Origin of the sequence: Pseudomonas nabeulensis, assembly GCF_004682045.1 — a bacterium.
In the GTDB taxonomy this organism is placed as follows: domain Bacteria; phylum Pseudomonadota; class Gammaproteobacteria; order Pseudomonadales; family Pseudomonadaceae; genus Aquipseudomonas; species Aquipseudomonas nabeulensis.
This window is the reverse complement of the sequence record NZ_QUZT01000039.1, coordinates 20,923-35,341: the sequence shown is the minus strand read 5'-3', so window position 1 is coordinate 35,341 and position 14,419 is coordinate 20,923. Positions and strand designations below refer to the sequence as shown.

Below are 14,419 nucleotides of genomic sequence, written 5' to 3'. Positions count from 1 at the left end.
TATCAAAGAGAGGCTTTGCGGCGGCTGTACAAACCGCCCAGCAAACCCGTCAGGCAACCGATAACCAGGCCGCCGACATGGGCAGCGTTGGCGATTTCGCCGAAACCGATCATCGAGACCAGCCCCGACATGCAGAGCACCAGCCAGATCAGCATCATCGCCAATACCCCACGGGGCAGACGATAGGCCGGATTAGGCGATAACACGTGAAAGATCCAGCAATGCCCGAGCAGGCCATACAGCACGCCGGACAAGCCGCCAAACAAGCCCGGGCCACCGTAAGCGTATTGAGCGTAGTTGGAGACCAGGCTGAACAACAGCGTCAAGCCGAGCAAGTTGATACTGCCCTGGCGCGCTTCGATGCGCCGGCCCAGTTCCCAGTACCACATGCCGTTCATGGCCAGGTGCAGGATGCCGAAGTGGATCAGCATCGGGGTGACCAGGCGCCACCACTGGCCCGATGCCAAGCTGTCGGCCAACGGCATGAACTGGATGTACTCACCCATTACCCGGAACGGCAGGAAGGTCAGCCAGCCCACGGTTTGCAGGTTTTCGCCGAGCAGCGTAATGGCGCCAACGATCATGCTCGCCAGCAGCACCAGCGCCGTGACCGGGCTATGGCGCACTTGCTGGACAAAACTCGGGCGGGTCACCGGCGCCTGTTCGGGAATATCCAACTGCTGGTCCGGATCACCCGCAGGAAAACGCTGGTACAACACGCGCACGTCATCGCTGATGTTTTCCGGCACCCAAAGCACCTGTTCACCCGCCTCTTCGCTGACACGATGGGGCACTTGCATGCGTTGCAGCAATTTGACGAAGCCGCCCAGATCAACACTCAGGGGCAGGCGCAATACAGCCACGGCACTCATTTAATGACCTCGGGTCGCTCAACGTCGACCCACACGAATTTACGCGGATCCAGGCGGGTTTCCTGGTCCAGGCGGTACGCCACCAGCTTGCCGTACAGCACGGCGCTGTAGTCCAGGCAGGCCAGGTTCGGGCGAATCGGCGCGGGTTTGCCGCTGCGCCAGTAATGGCCGACGAACAACAACGGCTCGTCGACGCCATAGCGCAGCAGGGAATTTTTTTCGGTGGAGGACAACGGCGTGCGTGCCACCGGCTCCGGCAGCGCATCGGGCTGGAACACGATGTCGCCGTAGGTTTTCGGGTCGTCTTCCCAGAATTTGGTGCGGAAGAACGAACGCGTCAGGCCATCGCCGCCGGTCAGCGTGAGGCCGTCCGGCAGGCGCATATCGGTGCCGCGCAGCAGGCGGTCGAACGCGTTACAGGCAAAACTGCCCGGCACGGCGGCGGCCTGCAGGAAGTGCTGGTCGATGCAACCATCCGGGAAGGTCGCGCGCAGCGGCTGGATAAAACCGTCATCCCAGCACGCATGCACCACGCGAAAACGCCCCGCATCGACAAACAGCGGCATGTCGTAGAACCAGCCGAGGAAGTCGTGCCAGTCGGCCGGGTGGTGTTCGAACTGGGTCAGGGTCTCGTGGATCAACCGCGCATGCCGTGGGTTGTGCTCGCGCACGAACTGTTTGCCACTGCCCGGCGGCGCCGGTGTGGTCCAGCCCAGGGCGTTGAACTCGTGGTTGCCCATGATGCACAGCGCCTGGCCGGCTTCGGCCATGTCGTGGACGATATGCAGCGCCTCACGAATACGTGGGCCACGGTCGATGATATCGCCGAGGAACACCGCCATTCGCGACGGGTGGCGCCAAACACCCCCCTGCTTGTGGTAACCCATCTGGTCGAGCAAGTGCTCAAGGGTATGAGCGCAACCGTGCACGTCACCAATCAGGTCGTAGCTACGCGCGGGATCGAGCATCAGTCGCCTCCACCCCCCAAGCGGCTGCCCCAGCCCAGCTTGGTGCGGCACACTTCGTAGTAGTTGTGGTCCAGTGGGTGGATCAACCGCAACTTCTGTGCCTTTTTGCTCACAGTGATGGTGTCACCGGGGGCACAGGTGAAATGGTTCTGCCCGTCGCAGGACACCTGCGGGTAGATCTGCATGTCTTTGGACACCACGATTTTCAGCTCACTGTTGCCGTCGACCACAATCGGCCTGCTGGACAACATATGGGGATACATCGGCACGATCACAATGGCATCCAGCTTGGGATGCATGATCGGGCCACCCGCCGACAGCGCGTAAGCCGTGGAACCAGTGGGCGTGGCGACGATCAGGCCGTCGGCCTTTTGGCTGCACACGAACTGGCCGTCGATATACAGCTCGAACTCGATCATCCGCGTGGACTTGCCGGGGTGCAGCACCACGTCGTTGAGGGCATCGCCCTGGCCGATGGCCTCGCCATGGCGACGCACTTCGGCTTGCAGCAGGAAGCGGTTTTCGACCAGGTAGTGGCCGTCGAGCACCTTGGCCACTTCGACTTCCAGCTCATCCGGGCGGATATCGGTGAGGAAACCCAGGCTGCCCCGGTTGATCCCCAGCACCGGCACGTTATGCCGCGCCAAGGCCCGGGCCGCACCGAGCAGGCTGCCATCGCCACCGACCACGATGACCATGTCGCAGACCTCGCCGAGCATCTTGCGCGACGAGGTTTGCAGACCGTGGCCCGGCAGGATTTCAGCGATGGTGTCTTCGAGGATCACATGCAGGTGGCGTTCCAGCAGGAATTTTTTCAGCCGGCGGACGGTGTCCAACACCTGGGTACTGCCCAGGCGACCGATAATGCCGATATTGCGAAATTGCTCCATGGGGCTCCTGCGGGATTTGGGGTGTGGCAAAAAGAGCGATTATGGGCGAAAGGCCGCCCCAGGCAAAATCCTTTGTCGCCGTGAAGCCTTGATGACAATGGTTCTCAGCGCCCTGTGCCGCCTTTAAACGGCTATGCTCGGACCATGACTGTGTTCCCGGATTTGCACAACCTGCCCCGCCAACTTCGCCACCCCGAGGTGCGCGACCTGGCGTGGGTGATGCTGGCGCCACCGATGCTGGCGCAGACGCCGTGGCCGCAACGTCACCCGTTGGCCGGCAGCGACTGGGTGCAGGCGCCCCACCTGCTTGAACATTGGCTGCGCACCCTGGACCAGGACAGCAGCGCCCTGCTCCACTGGCTGAGCCAGGCGCGCACCCGGCGCCTGGGTCTGTATTACGAGCGGTTGTGGCAGTTCGCGGTGCAGCATGCGCCGGGCGTGGAGTTGCTGGCCGCCAACCTGCCAATCCGCCGCGCCGGGCATACCCTGGGCGAGTTGGATATGCTGGTGCGCGACCGCGATGGCGTGCATCACCTGGAACTGGCGATCAAGCTCTATCTGGGACCGCAGGCGGGTAACGGTCAGGACGCCGCGTTGTGGCTGGGGCCTGGGTGTCATGATCGGCTGGACCGTAAGTTGGCGCATCTGGCCCAGCATCAATTGCCAATCTCTGCACGCCCCGAAAGCCGCGACGCCTTGGCTGCACTGGATATCCAGCAGTTCGATGCGCATTTGTGGCTGGGTGGGTATTTGCTGTATCCGTGGCCCGGTCAAGCTCAACCACCGGCGGGAGCTCACCCGCAGCATTTAAATGGGCGCTGGCTGCATCAACGTGATTGGCCGGATTTTGTCAGCGCCAGCGCGCCGGGCCGTTGGCAGCCTCTGCCACGCCATGCCTGGTTGGCGCCGGCGCATTACCCGGCGGATGAGGTGTGGAGTACAGCGCGGATGCAGGGATGGCTGGAGGAACTGGACCCAATGGCACCCGCACAGCTGTTGGTGCGGATGGTTCAAGTAGGTGAGGACTGGGAAGAGGCCGAGCGGTTGTTTCTGGTGGCGGATCTTTGGCCGAATGTGCCGGGGGCGGGCTGACCGTTTTGTGCTGTCTTTTAGGGCCTCATCGGGGGCAAGCCCCCTCCCACACTTGACTCTCTTCACACATACAAATGTGTGAACCCAATCCAATGTGGGAGGGGGCTTGCCCCCGATGAGGCCGGTGCAGGCACTACAACTGGTCAATATGCCGATACTCCAGCTGCAACCCCAAAGCCAACGCCTGAGCCCTGCCCAACTTGATCGGCCCACGCTCGATATCCACCAGCAAGCCTGGGCAATCCAACATCGGTAGACCGCCAATCTCCTTGAGCCGCCCATCGGTAATCACCAATAACCGCTGCTGCTCCGCCGGATAGCGCTTGCGTCGCGCCGCCAGCCAATCCCCGGCCTCTGTCAAAGCCGCCACCAATGGCGTACCACCACCCGCGCCAAGCGAGTCCAGCCAACCCACCAAGCCTTTCGCGGCTTTCAGCCCCTGCACCTGCCACTTCGGCGACTGCCCGCTGGCCGTCAGCAACGCCATGCGTGCGCGCTGTCGATAAGCGTCGTCAAACAACTGCGCCAGCAAGCCCTTGGCATCAGTGAGCGCACGATGGCGCCGAGTGGACGCCGACGCGTCGACAATCACCAGCCACAATTCATGGGCCGTGCGGCTGCGCAGGTGAAACAGCAAATCTTGCCGCGATTGCGGTCGGCCACCGAGCAACGTACCCGGCCAATTGACGGATCCTTGCTGCGCGCTGCGTGCCTTGCCGTGACGGCCCCTGTCCAGTCGACCCGCCTTGGGCCGGGCATCCGCCCCCGCGTCAGGTCGAGGGCGAATGCCTAGGGCTTTTTTGGCCAGGACGGTACTTCGCGGCGTGCGCCCGTGGGCAAGGCTGGCGCGGGCATATCACCCCACTGGCCTTGGCTCGGTGAAGTGTCAGAGGATTTGGGCGATTGCCCTTCGCTCGGTGGATTGGCCGGTGGCGATGGTTCCTGGCGGCGATGGCGCAAGGCAAACTCTGCCACGGCTTCGATATCCACTTCGGCAATCGCGTCAGCACCGCGCCAAGCCGCGTGGGCCCTGGCACCGCGCAGCCAGACCAAGTCCGCACGTAAACCGTCGACGCCCGCAGCAAAACAACGCTCGGTAATCTGCGCCAGGGCCTGATCGTCCAGCTCGATACTGTCCAGCCGTGCACGCGCCTGGGTGCAGCGCTCGCGCAACGCAGCCTGTTGCTCGGCCCACTGCATGCAAAACGCCGCCGGATCACTGTCGAAATCCAGGCGACGACGAATGATCTGCCCACGTTCAGCCGGCAAGGTCTGCCCGCTCAACGCCACATTAAAACCAAAGCGGTCGAGCAGTTGCGGACGCAACTCGCCCTCCTCCGGGTTCATGGTGCCGATCAGCACAAAGCGCGCCGCATGCCGATGGGAAATACCGTCACGCTCGATCAGGTTGGTGCCGCTGGCAGCCACGTCCAGCAGCAGGTCTACCAGGTGATCGGCCAGCAGGTTGACTTCATCGACGTACAGCACGCCGCCATCCGCCTTGGCCAGCACGCCGGGAGAAAATTGCGCACGGCCTTCGCCCAACGCAGCATCCAGGTCAAGCGTACCCACCAGGCGCTCTTCGGTAGCGCCCAACGGCAAGGTGACGAATTGCCCGCTGGCCAGCAGATCCGCCAACCCGCGCGCGAGGGTGGATTTGGCCATGCCGCGAGGCCCTTCGATCAGGACGCCGCCGATCTTCGGGTCAATGGCGGTCAGGCACAGCGCCAGCTTCAATTGATCAGCGCCGACCACGGCGGACAGCGGGAAATGCGGGATATCAGTCATCAGCTGTCTTCTTCTATATCAAGCAACAGGTTTTCCAAGGCTTCTTTGTAAGCCCCCGGTTCCTGCCACATGCCGCGTTGCTGGGCTTCGAGCATGCGCTCGGTCATGTCACGCAGGGCATCGGGGTTGTGCTGTTGCACAAAGGCCCGGGTATCAGGGTCGAGTAAATAGGCGTCGGCCAGCAAGGCGTATTGGTGATCGTCGATCAGCGCGGTGGTGGCGTCAAAGGCGAACAGGTTGTCCACCGTGGCGGCCATTTCAAACGCACCTTTATAGCCATGGCGCTTCACGCCTTCGATCCACTTGGGGTTGGCCGCGCGGGAACGGATCACCCGGTTGAGCTCTTCCTTCAAGGTGCGGATCTTCGGCAGGTCCGGCTGGCTATGGTCGCCGTGGTAACTGGCCGCTTTATCGCCGCTCAGGGTTTCCACGGCGGCGAGCATGCCCCCCTGGAATTGGTAGTAGTCGTTGGAGTCGAGTAGGTCGTGCTCGCGGTTGTCCTGGTTCTGCAAGACCGCCTGCACCTGGCTCAAGCGCTGGGCGAATTGTTCGCGGGCAGCGGTGCCCTCGTCGGAACCGCCGTAAGCGTAGCCGCCCCAGTTCAGGTAAACCTCGGCCAGGTCTTCGCGGCTTTGCCACAGGCGACCGTCTACCGCGCCCTGCACGCCTGCGCCATAGGCACCCGGCTTGGCACCGAAGATACGCCAGCCCGCCTGCTTCGCCGCCGCATCGACGTCAAGACCGGAAGCGATCAACGCCTCACGCTCGGCGCGCACTTTGGCCGCCAGCGGGTTCATATCGTCCGGCTCATCCAACGCTGCCACCGCCTGCACGGCGGCATCGAACAGTCGAATGAGGTTGGCGAAGGCATCGCGGAAGAACCCCGAGACCCTCAGCGTCACATCGACCCGCGGGCGGTCCAGCAAACTGATCGGCAGGATCTCAAAGTCATCCACCCGTTGACTGCCGGTGGCCCACACCGGCCGCACGCCCATCAGCGCCATGGCCTGGGCGATATCATCACCGCCGGTGCGCATGGTCGCGGTGCCCCACACGGAGAGGCCGAGCTGGCGCAGGTGGTCGCCATGGTCTTGCAGGTGCCTTTCCAGAATCAGGTTGGCCGACTGGAAACCGATGCGCCATGCCGTGGTAGTGGGCAAATTGCGCACGTCGACGGTGAAGAAATTGCGACCCGTAGGCAGCACATCCAGACGCCCGCGACTCGGCGCGCCGCTTGGCCCCGCCGGAACGAAGCGCCCGTCCAGTGCATCCAGCAACCCGCGCATTTCCGCCGGGCCGCACGCATCCAGGCGCGGCGCGACGACGCTGCGCAGGCTTTCGATCACCGCGTTCACCTCTTCCCAGCCGGGTTGCTCCAACTGTTCGAGCGGCCCTTCCAGCGCCTGCTCAATCAAGCGCGCGGCGTAGATTTCCAAACGTTCGCGGGTATCGCCTGCCGTGCGCCACAACTGCGCATCGAGCGTCTGCAACACCTCGGGCCGCCGCCCGGTCCAGGGTTCAGCCAAGGCACAATCCAGCGGATCGAAGCCCAGCTCGAACGCCTTCGCCAGTCCGCGCAATAGGCTTGATTGCGGACCACGGCCATCCCCACGAGGGATGCGCAGCAAGGCCAGCAACGTATCGATACGCAAACGGCCTTCCGGGGACTCGCCGAAGACATGCAGGCCATCGCGGATCTGCGACTCCTTCAAGTCACACAGGTAGGTGTCCAGGCGCGGTAGCCACACGGCGGCGTCGGCATCGTTGTCCAGTTCAAGTTCCTGGTCGATACGCGTCTCGCGCACCAGCTTGAGGATGTCTTTTTGCAGCTCCAGGGCGCGGCGCGGGTCGAGCAATTGCGCCTCGTAATACTCGTCCGCCAACAGCTCCAGGTTGCGCAGCGGGCCGTAGGTTTCAGCACGGGTCAGCGGCGGCATCAGGTGATCGATGATCACCGCCTGGGTGCGCCGCTTGGCCTGGGCGCCCTCGCCCGGGTCATTGACGATAAACGGATAGATATTCGGCAGCGGCCCCAGCAGTGCGTCGGGCCAGCAGTTTTCCGACAGCCCCACGCCCTTGCCCGGCAGCCATTCGAGGTTGCCGTGCTTGCCCACATGGATCACGCCGTGGGCGCCGTAGGTGTGGCGCAACCAGAAGTAGAACGCCAGGTAACCGTGGGGCGGCACCAGGTCCGGGTCGTGATAGACAGCGCTGGCATCCACCTGGTAGCCACGCGCCGGTTGAATACCGACAAAAGTCAGCCCCAAGCGCAGGCCGGCGATCATCATGCGACCGTCGCGGAACATTGGATCGCTAGCGGGCGTGCCCCAGCGTTCCAACACGGCTTGGCGGTTGGATTCGGGCAAGCGGCTAAACATTGTCTCGTAGTCGCCGAGGCTCATGCTTTGATGACACGGTCGCAGGTCAAGGCTGTCCAGGTCATTGGTGACGCCGCCCAGCAGGTCGTGGATCAAGGCCGTGCCGCTTTCCGGCAACTCGCTCGGCAGCGGATACCCTTGGGCTTGCAGCGCACGCAGGATATTCAACGCCGCCGCCGGCGTGTCCAAACCCACACCGTTGCCGATGCGGCCATCGCGGGTCGGGTAATTGGCCAGGATCAGCGCAATGCGTTTCTCGCCATTCGGCACACGCGCCAACTCGACCCAACGCCGTGCCAGTTCCGCAACAAAGTCCATGCGCTCGGGCGCGGCGCGGTAGCACACCACGTCCGATTGGCTGCGTTCGCTGCGCCAGGCCAGGTCCTTGAAGCTGATGGGCCGACTGATAATGCGCCCGTCCAGCTCCGGCAGCGCGATATGCATCGCCAGGTCGCGCGGGCCCAGGCCTTGCTCGCTGGCCTGCCAACCCGGCTCGTTGTCCTGGGCGCAAATAGCCTGGATCACCGGGATATTGCGGCGAAACGGCCTTAAGTGAGGCGCTTCGGGACTGGATTGGGCAAAGCCGGTGGTATTGAGGATCACCGCCGCTTGCACGTCATCCAATAAATCCTCGACCACCGAAAGGCAGCCGGGCTCTTTCAAACTGGCCACCGCCATCGGCAACGGGTTAAGGCCCGCCGCCTGCAAGCGCTGGCAGAACACATCGATAAAACCGGTATTGGCCGCCTGCAAATGGGAGCGGTAGAACAGCACCGCCGCCACTGGCCATTCGGCGTGCCAATCCGCTTGCCAATCGTTGAGGTCGGCATGGGCGTTGTGCGGGTGGTAAATCGCGGTACGTGGCAGGGTTTGCGGCTCGGCCCAAGCGTAGTCGCGGCCCAGGTAAGCGCTGGCCAGGCAGCGATAGAAATCCAGCGCATTGCCCAAGCCGCCTTGACGCAGGAAGTGCCAGAGACGCTCACGACTTTCTGCGTTTACCGTACTCAGCCCGCTGAGCTCAGGGTCTGGACGGTCATCCCCCGGCACCAGGATCAATGTGACGCCGCGCTCGGCCAACTCCACCAGGCGTTCGATGCCGTAGCGCCAATAACCGATACCGCCATGCAGCGAGATCAGGATGACCTTGGCGTGGCGCAGCACCTCGTCTACATAGAGGTCGACCGAGGCGTGGTTCTGCACCTGCATCGGGTTGGCCAGGCGAACGCTGGGGTAATCCTCCGGCAACTGCTGCGCCGCTTCGGCCAGCAGCGCCAGGCTGGAATCACCGCTGCACAGGATCACCAGGTCAGCAGGGGTTTGGCCAAGGTCGGCAATATTGTCGTCCGAGACGAAACCACCGGGCTGGGTCCTGAGCAGATGCATGGGTTAAACGCTGAGGGCAGCGCGCAGTTGCGCTTCAAGGCCTGCGGCATCCAGGTCCTGGCCGATCAGCACCAGGCGTGTGGTGCGTGCTTCTTCTGCGCCCCAGGCACGGTCGAAGTGTTTGTCGAAGCGCGTGCCCACGCCCTGGATCAACAGGCGCATCGGCTTGTTCGGGATCGCGGCAAAACCTTTGACCCGCAGAATTCCATGCTGGACAACCAATTGCGTCAAGGCATCGAGCAGCAGGGCTTCGTCGGCTTGAGGCAGGTCGATGGAGATCGAGTCGAAGGCGTCGTGGTCGTGGTCGTCTTCACCTTCGTGGTGATGATCGTGATGGCTGTGGCGGCTGTCGATGTGTTCTTCGGAGCCGGCACCCAGGCCGATCAGCACGTCCAGCGGCAGGCGGCCGCTGCTGGCTTCGATGATTTTCACCGCTGGAGGCAGCTCTTCGGCGACTTCCTGGCGCACGCGGGCCAGGTCTTCGGGGTTGATCAGATCGGTTTTGTTGAGGATCACCAGGTCGGCGCTGGCCAGTTGGTCGGCGAACAGCTCGTGCAGGGGTGATTCGTGATCCAGGTTCGGGTCGAGCTTGCGCTGGGCGTCCACCTGGTCCGGGAATGCGGCGAACGTGCCGGCGGCCACGGCCGGGCTGTCGACCACCGTGATTACGGCGTCAACGGTACAGGCGCTGCGGATTTCCGGCCATTGGAAGGCTTGTACCAAGGGTTTTGGCAAGGCCAGGCCGGAGGTTTCGATAAGGATATGGTCGAGGTCACCGCGACGGGCCACCAGTTCACGCATCACCGGGAAGAATTCTTCCTGCACGGTGCAGCAGAGGCAGCCGTTGGCCAGCTCATACACGCGGCCGTTGGCTTCTTCTTCGGTGCAACCGATGGAGCACTGCTTGAGGATCTCACCGTCGATACCCAACTCGCCGAATTCATTGACGATCACCGCGATACGACGGCCCTGGGCGTTGTCGAGCATATGGCGCAGCAAGGTGGTTTTGCCCGAACCGAGGAAGCCGGTAACGATGGTGACGGGGAGTTTGGCCAGTGTTTTCATCGGATGCCCTTTGGGGCGGGCATACGGGACGAGTGGCCCTGCGACGGCGCGCAGCAGCGGATTTCGTCACCGGATCACCCCGCCCGGTTGAAGTAGAAAATCGGTTGCGAGGCAGGTCTCCTGGCTTGGGGCGTGCGGGTCTTGCGACCGACGCTGGCTGCGCCTTCCCGCCGTTTCGGCAGTGGCGTGGCAGTCAGCTGAACCCTTCACAGTTGCGGGGGCAGCCGCGGCTTGGACCGCGTTCCCTTCTTAGCTTCGACCTGGGCCGAAGAACCTCGAGGGTGCAAGGCTACGCAGTGCTTGGGGGATGGTCAATGATGGGCATAGTTCAAATGTGGGAGGGGGCTTGCCCCCGATTGGGGAATATCAGCTAATAAATTTTCAGCTGATACACCGCTATCGGGGGCAAGCCCCCTCCCACACTTGCCCTTCATACATCAGGTAGAGGGTGGTTTGCCCTGGCTCTGGCTTTTGATCTTAGCCGCCCCGTTAAACCACGCTGGCCGAAGGGAACGCCGAGCCTTGGGCGAGGCGCCGAGTGTTGACTCCCCGCCCCCCCCATGCTCTCCTACCCATCTTGTTTCGGGTGCCCTGCAAAGGGTGAAACGGGAAACCGGTGAGCCATATCCCTATGGCAAGTCCGGTGCTGCCCCCGCAACGGTAAGCGAGTGAAGTGTCAGATCCACTGTGCCGGCAAGGCATGGGAAGGAGACGCTTGAAGGCCATCGGCCCCTCGCAAGCCCGGAGACCGGCCCGAAAATCATCAGATAACAAACCCGCGGTGGGCGGGCGCTGTTCGAACCCTGCGTGCCTGGCTCGCGGGGTTTTCATGCGCTCGTTTCACCCTGACACCTGAAAGGGACGCGCCATGTCGATCATCAGCAGCACTTCGCACGCCACCAGCAACACCGCCACCCTCAGCCAACGCCTGACCGCCGCCATTGGTGCGTCGATCCTGGGCGCGTGCCTGGTGTACTTCGCCGGGTTCTCCCATATCGAGGCCGTGCACAACGCCGCCCACGATACCCGCCACAGCGCCGCGTTCCCGTGCCACTGAGACCTGTCGACATGATCAAGCGTATTGCGCAAACCGCAGGTTTCACTGGCCTTGCGGCCGCCCTGTTGCTCACCCTGCTGCAAAGTTTTTGGGTCGCCCCGCTGATTTTGCAGGCGGAAACCTTTGAACACGCCCCCGCCGCCACCGAAGTGGCCCATGAACACGGCGCTGCGGCCCACGAACACGACGCCGAAGCCTGGGAGCCGGAAGATGGCTGGCAGCGCGTGTTGTCGACCACCGGTGGCAACTTGGTGGTTGCCGTGGGTTTTGCCTTGATGCTGGCAGGCCTTTACACCCTGCGTACACCAACCCGCACCGCTCAAGGCCTGCTCTGGGGCCTGGCCGGTTATGCGACGTTCGTGCTGGCGCCGACCCTGGGTCTGCCACCTGAGCTACCGGGCACTGCCGCGGCTGACCTGGCTCAACGGCAAATCTGGTGGATCGGCACTGCGGCTTCCACCGCTGCTGGTATCGCCTTGGTGGTCTTCGGTCGCAACTGGCTGCTCAAGGCACTGGGCGTGGCGATTCTGGTAGTACCGCACGTGATTGGCGCGCCGCAGCCGGAAGTACACTCGATGCTGGCCCCCGAGGCTCTGGAAGCGCAGTTCAAGATCGCGTCGCAACTGACCAACGTGGTGTTCTGGCTGGCCTTGGGCCTGATCAGCGCCTGGTTGTTCCGCCGCAATCGCGATGATCACTACTCGGCATGACGCTTGTCGCAGGCCTGGGCTGTCAGCGGGGTTGTGACGTTCACACCCTGCTGGACCTGATTGACGCCGCCCTCGCTGAGGGTGGTATCCCGCGCGACCGTATTACCGCGCTGGCGAGCATCGACTTGAAAAAAGATGAGCCTGGCATGCTGGCACTGGCCGAAGTGCTGGGCTTGCCACTGCGGTGTTTCAACGCCTCGCAACTGTCGGTTTACGAGGACCGACTGAGCCACAAGTCCGAGATAGCCTTCACCCATACTGGCTGCCATGGCATTGCCGAAAGCGCCGCTCTGGCGCTGGCCGAACAGCTCACCGGCAGCAAAGCGCGCCTGCTGATCACCCGTCAAAAAACCGCCCAGGCCACCTTTGCATTGGCATGCGCCGGCTAAAATCCCGATAATCGCCCTCCCCGATCATGAGCAATCTTCATGCTCGTCCGCTTTTCAACAGGAATCCCCATGACCGTCTACTTCATCGGCGCAGGCCCCGGCGACCCGGAATTGATCACCGTCAAAGGCCAGCGGTTGATCCGCAGTTGCCCGGTGATTATCTATGCGGGCTCGCTGGTGCCGGCGGCGGTATTGGACGGCCATCAGGCGGAAACGGTGGTGAACAGTGCCGAACTGCACCTGGAACAGATCGTTGATTTGATCCAGGCAGCACACGCCAAGGGCCAGGATGTGGCGCGCGTGCACTCGGGTGATCCAAGCCTGTATGGCGCGATTGGCGAGCAGATTCGCCATTTGCGCGAGCTGGGGATCCCGTTCCAGATCATCCCTGGCGTCACAGCGGTGGCGGCCTGTGCGGCGCTGCTAGAAACGGAGTTGACCCTGCCGGATATCGCCCAGAGCGTGATCCTGACTCGCTATGCGGATAAGACCAGCATGCCGGCCGGTGAGGATTTCGACAGTTTGGCGCAGCATGGCACGACCATGGCGATTCATTTGGGGGTCAACCATCTGGAGAAGATTGTCGCCGAACTGCTGCCGCACTATGGCGCAGATTGCCCGATTGCCGTGGTGCACCGGGCGACGTGGCCGGATCAGGATTGGGTGATTGGGACGTTGAGTGATATTGCCGAGAAGGTAACAGCCAAGGGGTTTCGGCGCACGGCGTTGATTGTGGTGGGTCGGGTGTTGGCCAGTGATAGTTTCAGTGAGTCGTCGCTGTACCGTGCCGGCCATGCTCACCTTTACCGACCCTGAAGGAACACATTCAAAATGTGAGAGGGGGCTTGCCCTAATGCCAGTCAGTTAAGGAAACAGCAGATGAGCGGCTTTCTGTAGTGAGCGGGCTTGCCCCGCGCTGGGGGGCGAAGCCGCCCTAAATCCATCCGCCTCGGTCTTACTGAAACACCGCGGTGCCAGGGTTTGGGGCGGCTTCGCCCCCCAGCGCGGGGCAAGCCCGCTCACTACAGAGGCGGTGTTGCTCCTGCCATCTCTTAACTGACTGGCACTAGGGCTTGCCCCCTCCCACATTTAAACTTCTTTGTTAGGTAGATGGTGCAAGTCATTGAATTTTAAGCATAAAAAACGGCGCTCACGGGGCGCCGTTTTTTTTGTTTGCAGTGAACGCCTTACTCAGTAGTAGGCATTTTCTTTCTGCGTGTGGTCAGTCACGTCGCGTACGCCCTTGAGCTCCGGAATACGCTCAAGCAAGGTGCGCTCGATGCCTTCACGCAAGGTCACGTCCGCCTGGCCGCAGCCCTGGCAGCCGCCGCCGAACTTCAATACGGCGATACCGTCATCCACCACGTCGATCAAGCTGACCTGGCCACCGTGGCTGGCCAGCCCAGGGTTGATCTCGGTTTGCAGGTAGTAGTTGATGCGCTCGTTCACCGGGCTGTCGGCGTTGACGTTGGGCACCTTGGCGTTCGGCGCCTTGATGGTCAACTGGCCGCCCATACGGTCGGTGGCGTAGTCGACTACGGCATCGTCCAGGAAGGCTTCGCTGAAAGCGTCGATATACGCGGTGAAACTTTTCAGCCCCAGCGCGGTGTCTTCTGGCTTCTCTTCACCGGGCTTGCAGTAGGCAATGCACGTCTCGGCGTACTGCGTGCCAGGCTGGGTGATAAAGACGCGAATGCCGATACCTGGGGTGTTCTGCTTGGACAGCAGGTCAGCCAGGTAATCGTGGGCGGCGTCGGTAATGGTTATGGCAGTCATGGAAACTCCTCACAGGCTTGCCGGCAGTTTACGCCAAAATATTACGCAGGT

At 62.6% G+C, this 14,419-nt stretch carries 13 protein-coding genes and 2 riboswitches; of the genes, 5 read left to right on the top strand and 8 right to left on the bottom strand.

Features of this window, described 5'->3' with window-relative positions; genetic code table 11:
- Positions 1 to 2: 2 nt before the first annotated feature.
- Genes DYL61_RS19775 through DYL61_RS19765 form a run of 3 tightly spaced genes read right to left on the bottom strand, consistent with a single transcriptional unit; the run spans position 3 to position 2,730 of the window.
- Positions 3 to 872: a rhomboid family intramembrane serine protease gene (locus DYL61_RS19775; protein WP_135309721.1), complete on the bottom strand. Its 870-nt coding sequence runs from the start codon at positions 870 to 872 to the stop codon at positions 3 to 5.
- Positions 869 to 1,843 (bottom strand): metallophosphoesterase, encoded by a 975-nt coding sequence (locus DYL61_RS19770; protein WP_420825081.1) that lies wholly within the window; start codon positions 1,841 to 1,843, stop codon positions 869 to 871. Before DYL61_RS19770 ends, DYL61_RS19775 begins: the two co-directional genes overlap by 4 nt.
- Positions 1,840 to 2,730: an NAD(+) kinase gene (locus tag DYL61_RS19765; RefSeq protein ID WP_003217892.1), complete on the bottom strand. Its 891-nt coding sequence runs from the start codon at positions 2,728 to 2,730 to the stop codon at positions 1,840 to 1,842. Before DYL61_RS19765 ends, DYL61_RS19770 begins: the two co-directional genes overlap by 4 nt.
- A 144-nt stretch (positions 2,731 to 2,874) precedes the next feature.
- On the opposite strand from DYL61_RS19765, the gene DYL61_RS19760 reads away from it, so the two are divergent.
- Positions 2,875 to 3,822: a DUF1853 family protein gene (locus DYL61_RS19760; RefSeq protein ID WP_135309719.1), complete on the top strand. Its 948-nt coding sequence runs from the start codon at positions 2,875 to 2,877 to the stop codon at positions 3,820 to 3,822.
- 133 nt (positions 3,823 to 3,955) lie between these two features.
- Here DYL61_RS19760 and DYL61_RS19755 read toward each other — a convergent pair whose 3' ends face one another.
- The 4 genes from DYL61_RS19755 to cobW are packed head-to-tail and all read right to left on the bottom strand — an operon-like array spanning position 3,956 to position 10,436.
- Positions 3,956 to 4,558, bottom strand: coding sequence for a vWA domain-containing protein (locus DYL61_RS19755; protein ID WP_135309718.1), 603 nt, complete (start codon positions 4,556 to 4,558; stop codon positions 3,956 to 3,958).
- Positions 4,559 to 4,611: 53 nt separating this feature from the next.
- Positions 4,612 to 5,610: a magnesium chelatase ATPase subunit I gene (locus DYL61_RS19750; RefSeq protein WP_135309717.1), complete on the bottom strand. Its 999-nt coding sequence runs from the start codon at positions 5,608 to 5,610 to the stop codon at positions 4,612 to 4,614.
- On the bottom strand, positions 5,610 to 9,371 hold the full coding sequence (cobN, locus tag DYL61_RS19745) for a cobaltochelatase subunit CobN (RefSeq protein WP_135309716.1): 3,762 nt from the start codon (positions 9,369 to 9,371) through the stop codon (positions 5,610 to 5,612). Before cobN ends, DYL61_RS19750 begins: the two co-directional genes overlap by 1 nt.
- A 3-nt stretch (positions 9,372 to 9,374) precedes the next feature.
- A complete protein-coding gene (gene cobW / locus DYL61_RS19740) occupies positions 9,375 to 10,436 on the bottom strand; it encodes a cobalamin biosynthesis protein CobW (protein ID WP_135309715.1) in 1,062 nt (353 codons plus the stop codon).
- 93 nt (positions 10,437 to 10,529) lie between these two features.
- Positions 10,530 to 10,729: riboswitch (cobalamin riboswitch) on the bottom strand.
- 274 nt (positions 10,730 to 11,003) lie between these two features.
- Positions 11,004 to 11,207: riboswitch (cobalamin riboswitch) on the top strand.
- Between the two features lie 97 nt (positions 11,208 to 11,304).
- On the opposite strand from cobW, the gene DYL61_RS19735 reads away from it, so the two are divergent.
- From DYL61_RS19735 to cobM, 4 genes are all read left to right on the top strand, one after another.
- The gene (locus DYL61_RS19735; RefSeq protein ID WP_105698117.1) at positions 11,305 to 11,493 is read left to right on the top strand and encodes a CbtB domain-containing protein; all 189 of its coding nucleotides are present in this window, start codon (positions 11,305 to 11,307) and stop codon (positions 11,491 to 11,493) included.
- A gap of 11 nt (positions 11,494 to 11,504) precedes the next feature.
- The gene (locus DYL61_RS19730) at positions 11,505 to 12,203 is read left to right on the top strand and encodes a CbtA family protein (protein ID WP_135309714.1); all 699 of its coding nucleotides are present in this window, start codon (positions 11,505 to 11,507) and stop codon (positions 12,201 to 12,203) included.
- Positions 12,200 to 12,592 carry a cobalamin biosynthesis protein gene (locus DYL61_RS19725; RefSeq protein WP_135309713.1) on the top strand — a complete coding sequence of 131 codons (393 nt, stop codon included), beginning with the start codon at positions 12,200 to 12,202 and terminating at the stop codon, positions 12,590 to 12,592. The genes DYL61_RS19730 and DYL61_RS19725 overlap by 4 nt, the downstream gene beginning before the upstream one ends.
- Positions 12,593 to 12,661: 69 nt before the next feature.
- Positions 12,662 to 13,408, top strand: coding sequence for a precorrin-4 C(11)-methyltransferase (cobM, locus tag DYL61_RS19720; protein WP_135309712.1), 747 nt, complete (start codon positions 12,662 to 12,664; stop codon positions 13,406 to 13,408).
- A gap of 375 nt (positions 13,409 to 13,783) precedes the next feature.
- Here the strand turns inward: cobM and nfuA are convergent, their stop codons facing one another.
- Positions 13,784 to 14,368 carry a Fe-S biogenesis protein NfuA gene (gene nfuA / locus DYL61_RS19715; protein ID WP_003190728.1) on the bottom strand — a complete coding sequence of 195 codons (585 nt, stop codon included), beginning with the start codon at positions 14,366 to 14,368 and terminating at the stop codon, positions 13,784 to 13,786.
- Between the last annotated feature and the right edge of the window lie 51 nt (positions 14,369 to 14,419).

Coding starts and splice junctions, on each gene's coding strand:
- cobN (WP_135309716.1), bottom strand. CDS start 9,371: ATGCATCTGCTCAGGACCCAGCCCGGTGGTTTCGTCTCGGACGACAAT.
- DYL61_RS19760 (WP_135309719.1), top strand. CDS start 2,875: ATGACTGTGTTCCCGGATTTGCACAACCTGCCCCGCCAACTTCGCCAC.
- DYL61_RS19730 (WP_135309714.1), top strand. CDS start 11,505: ATGATCAAGCGTATTGCGCAAACCGCAGGTTTCACTGGCCTTGCGGCC.
- DYL61_RS19750 (WP_135309717.1), bottom strand. CDS start 5,610: ATGACTGATATCCCGCATTTCCCGCTGTCCGCCGTGGTCGGCGCTGAT.
- DYL61_RS19765 (WP_003217892.1), bottom strand. CDS start 2,730: ATGGAGCAATTTCGCAATATCGGCATTATCGGTCGCCTGGGCAGTACC.
- DYL61_RS19775 (WP_135309721.1), bottom strand. CDS start 872: ATGAGTGCCGTGGCTGTATTGCGCCTGCCCCTGAGTGTTGATCTGGGC.
- cobM (WP_135309712.1), top strand. CDS start 12,662: ATGACCGTCTACTTCATCGGCGCAGGCCCCGGCGACCCGGAATTGATC.
- nfuA (WP_003190728.1), bottom strand. CDS start 14,368: ATGACTGCCATAACCATTACCGACGCCGCCCACGATTACCTGGCTGAC.
- DYL61_RS19735 (WP_105698117.1), top strand. CDS start 11,305: ATGTCGATCATCAGCAGCACTTCGCACGCCACCAGCAACACCGCCACC.
- cobW (WP_135309715.1), bottom strand. CDS start 10,436: ATGAAAACACTGGCCAAACTCCCCGTCACCATCGTTACCGGCTTCCTC.
- DYL61_RS19725 (WP_135309713.1), top strand. CDS start 12,200: ATGACGCTTGTCGCAGGCCTGGGCTGTCAGCGGGGTTGTGACGTTCAC.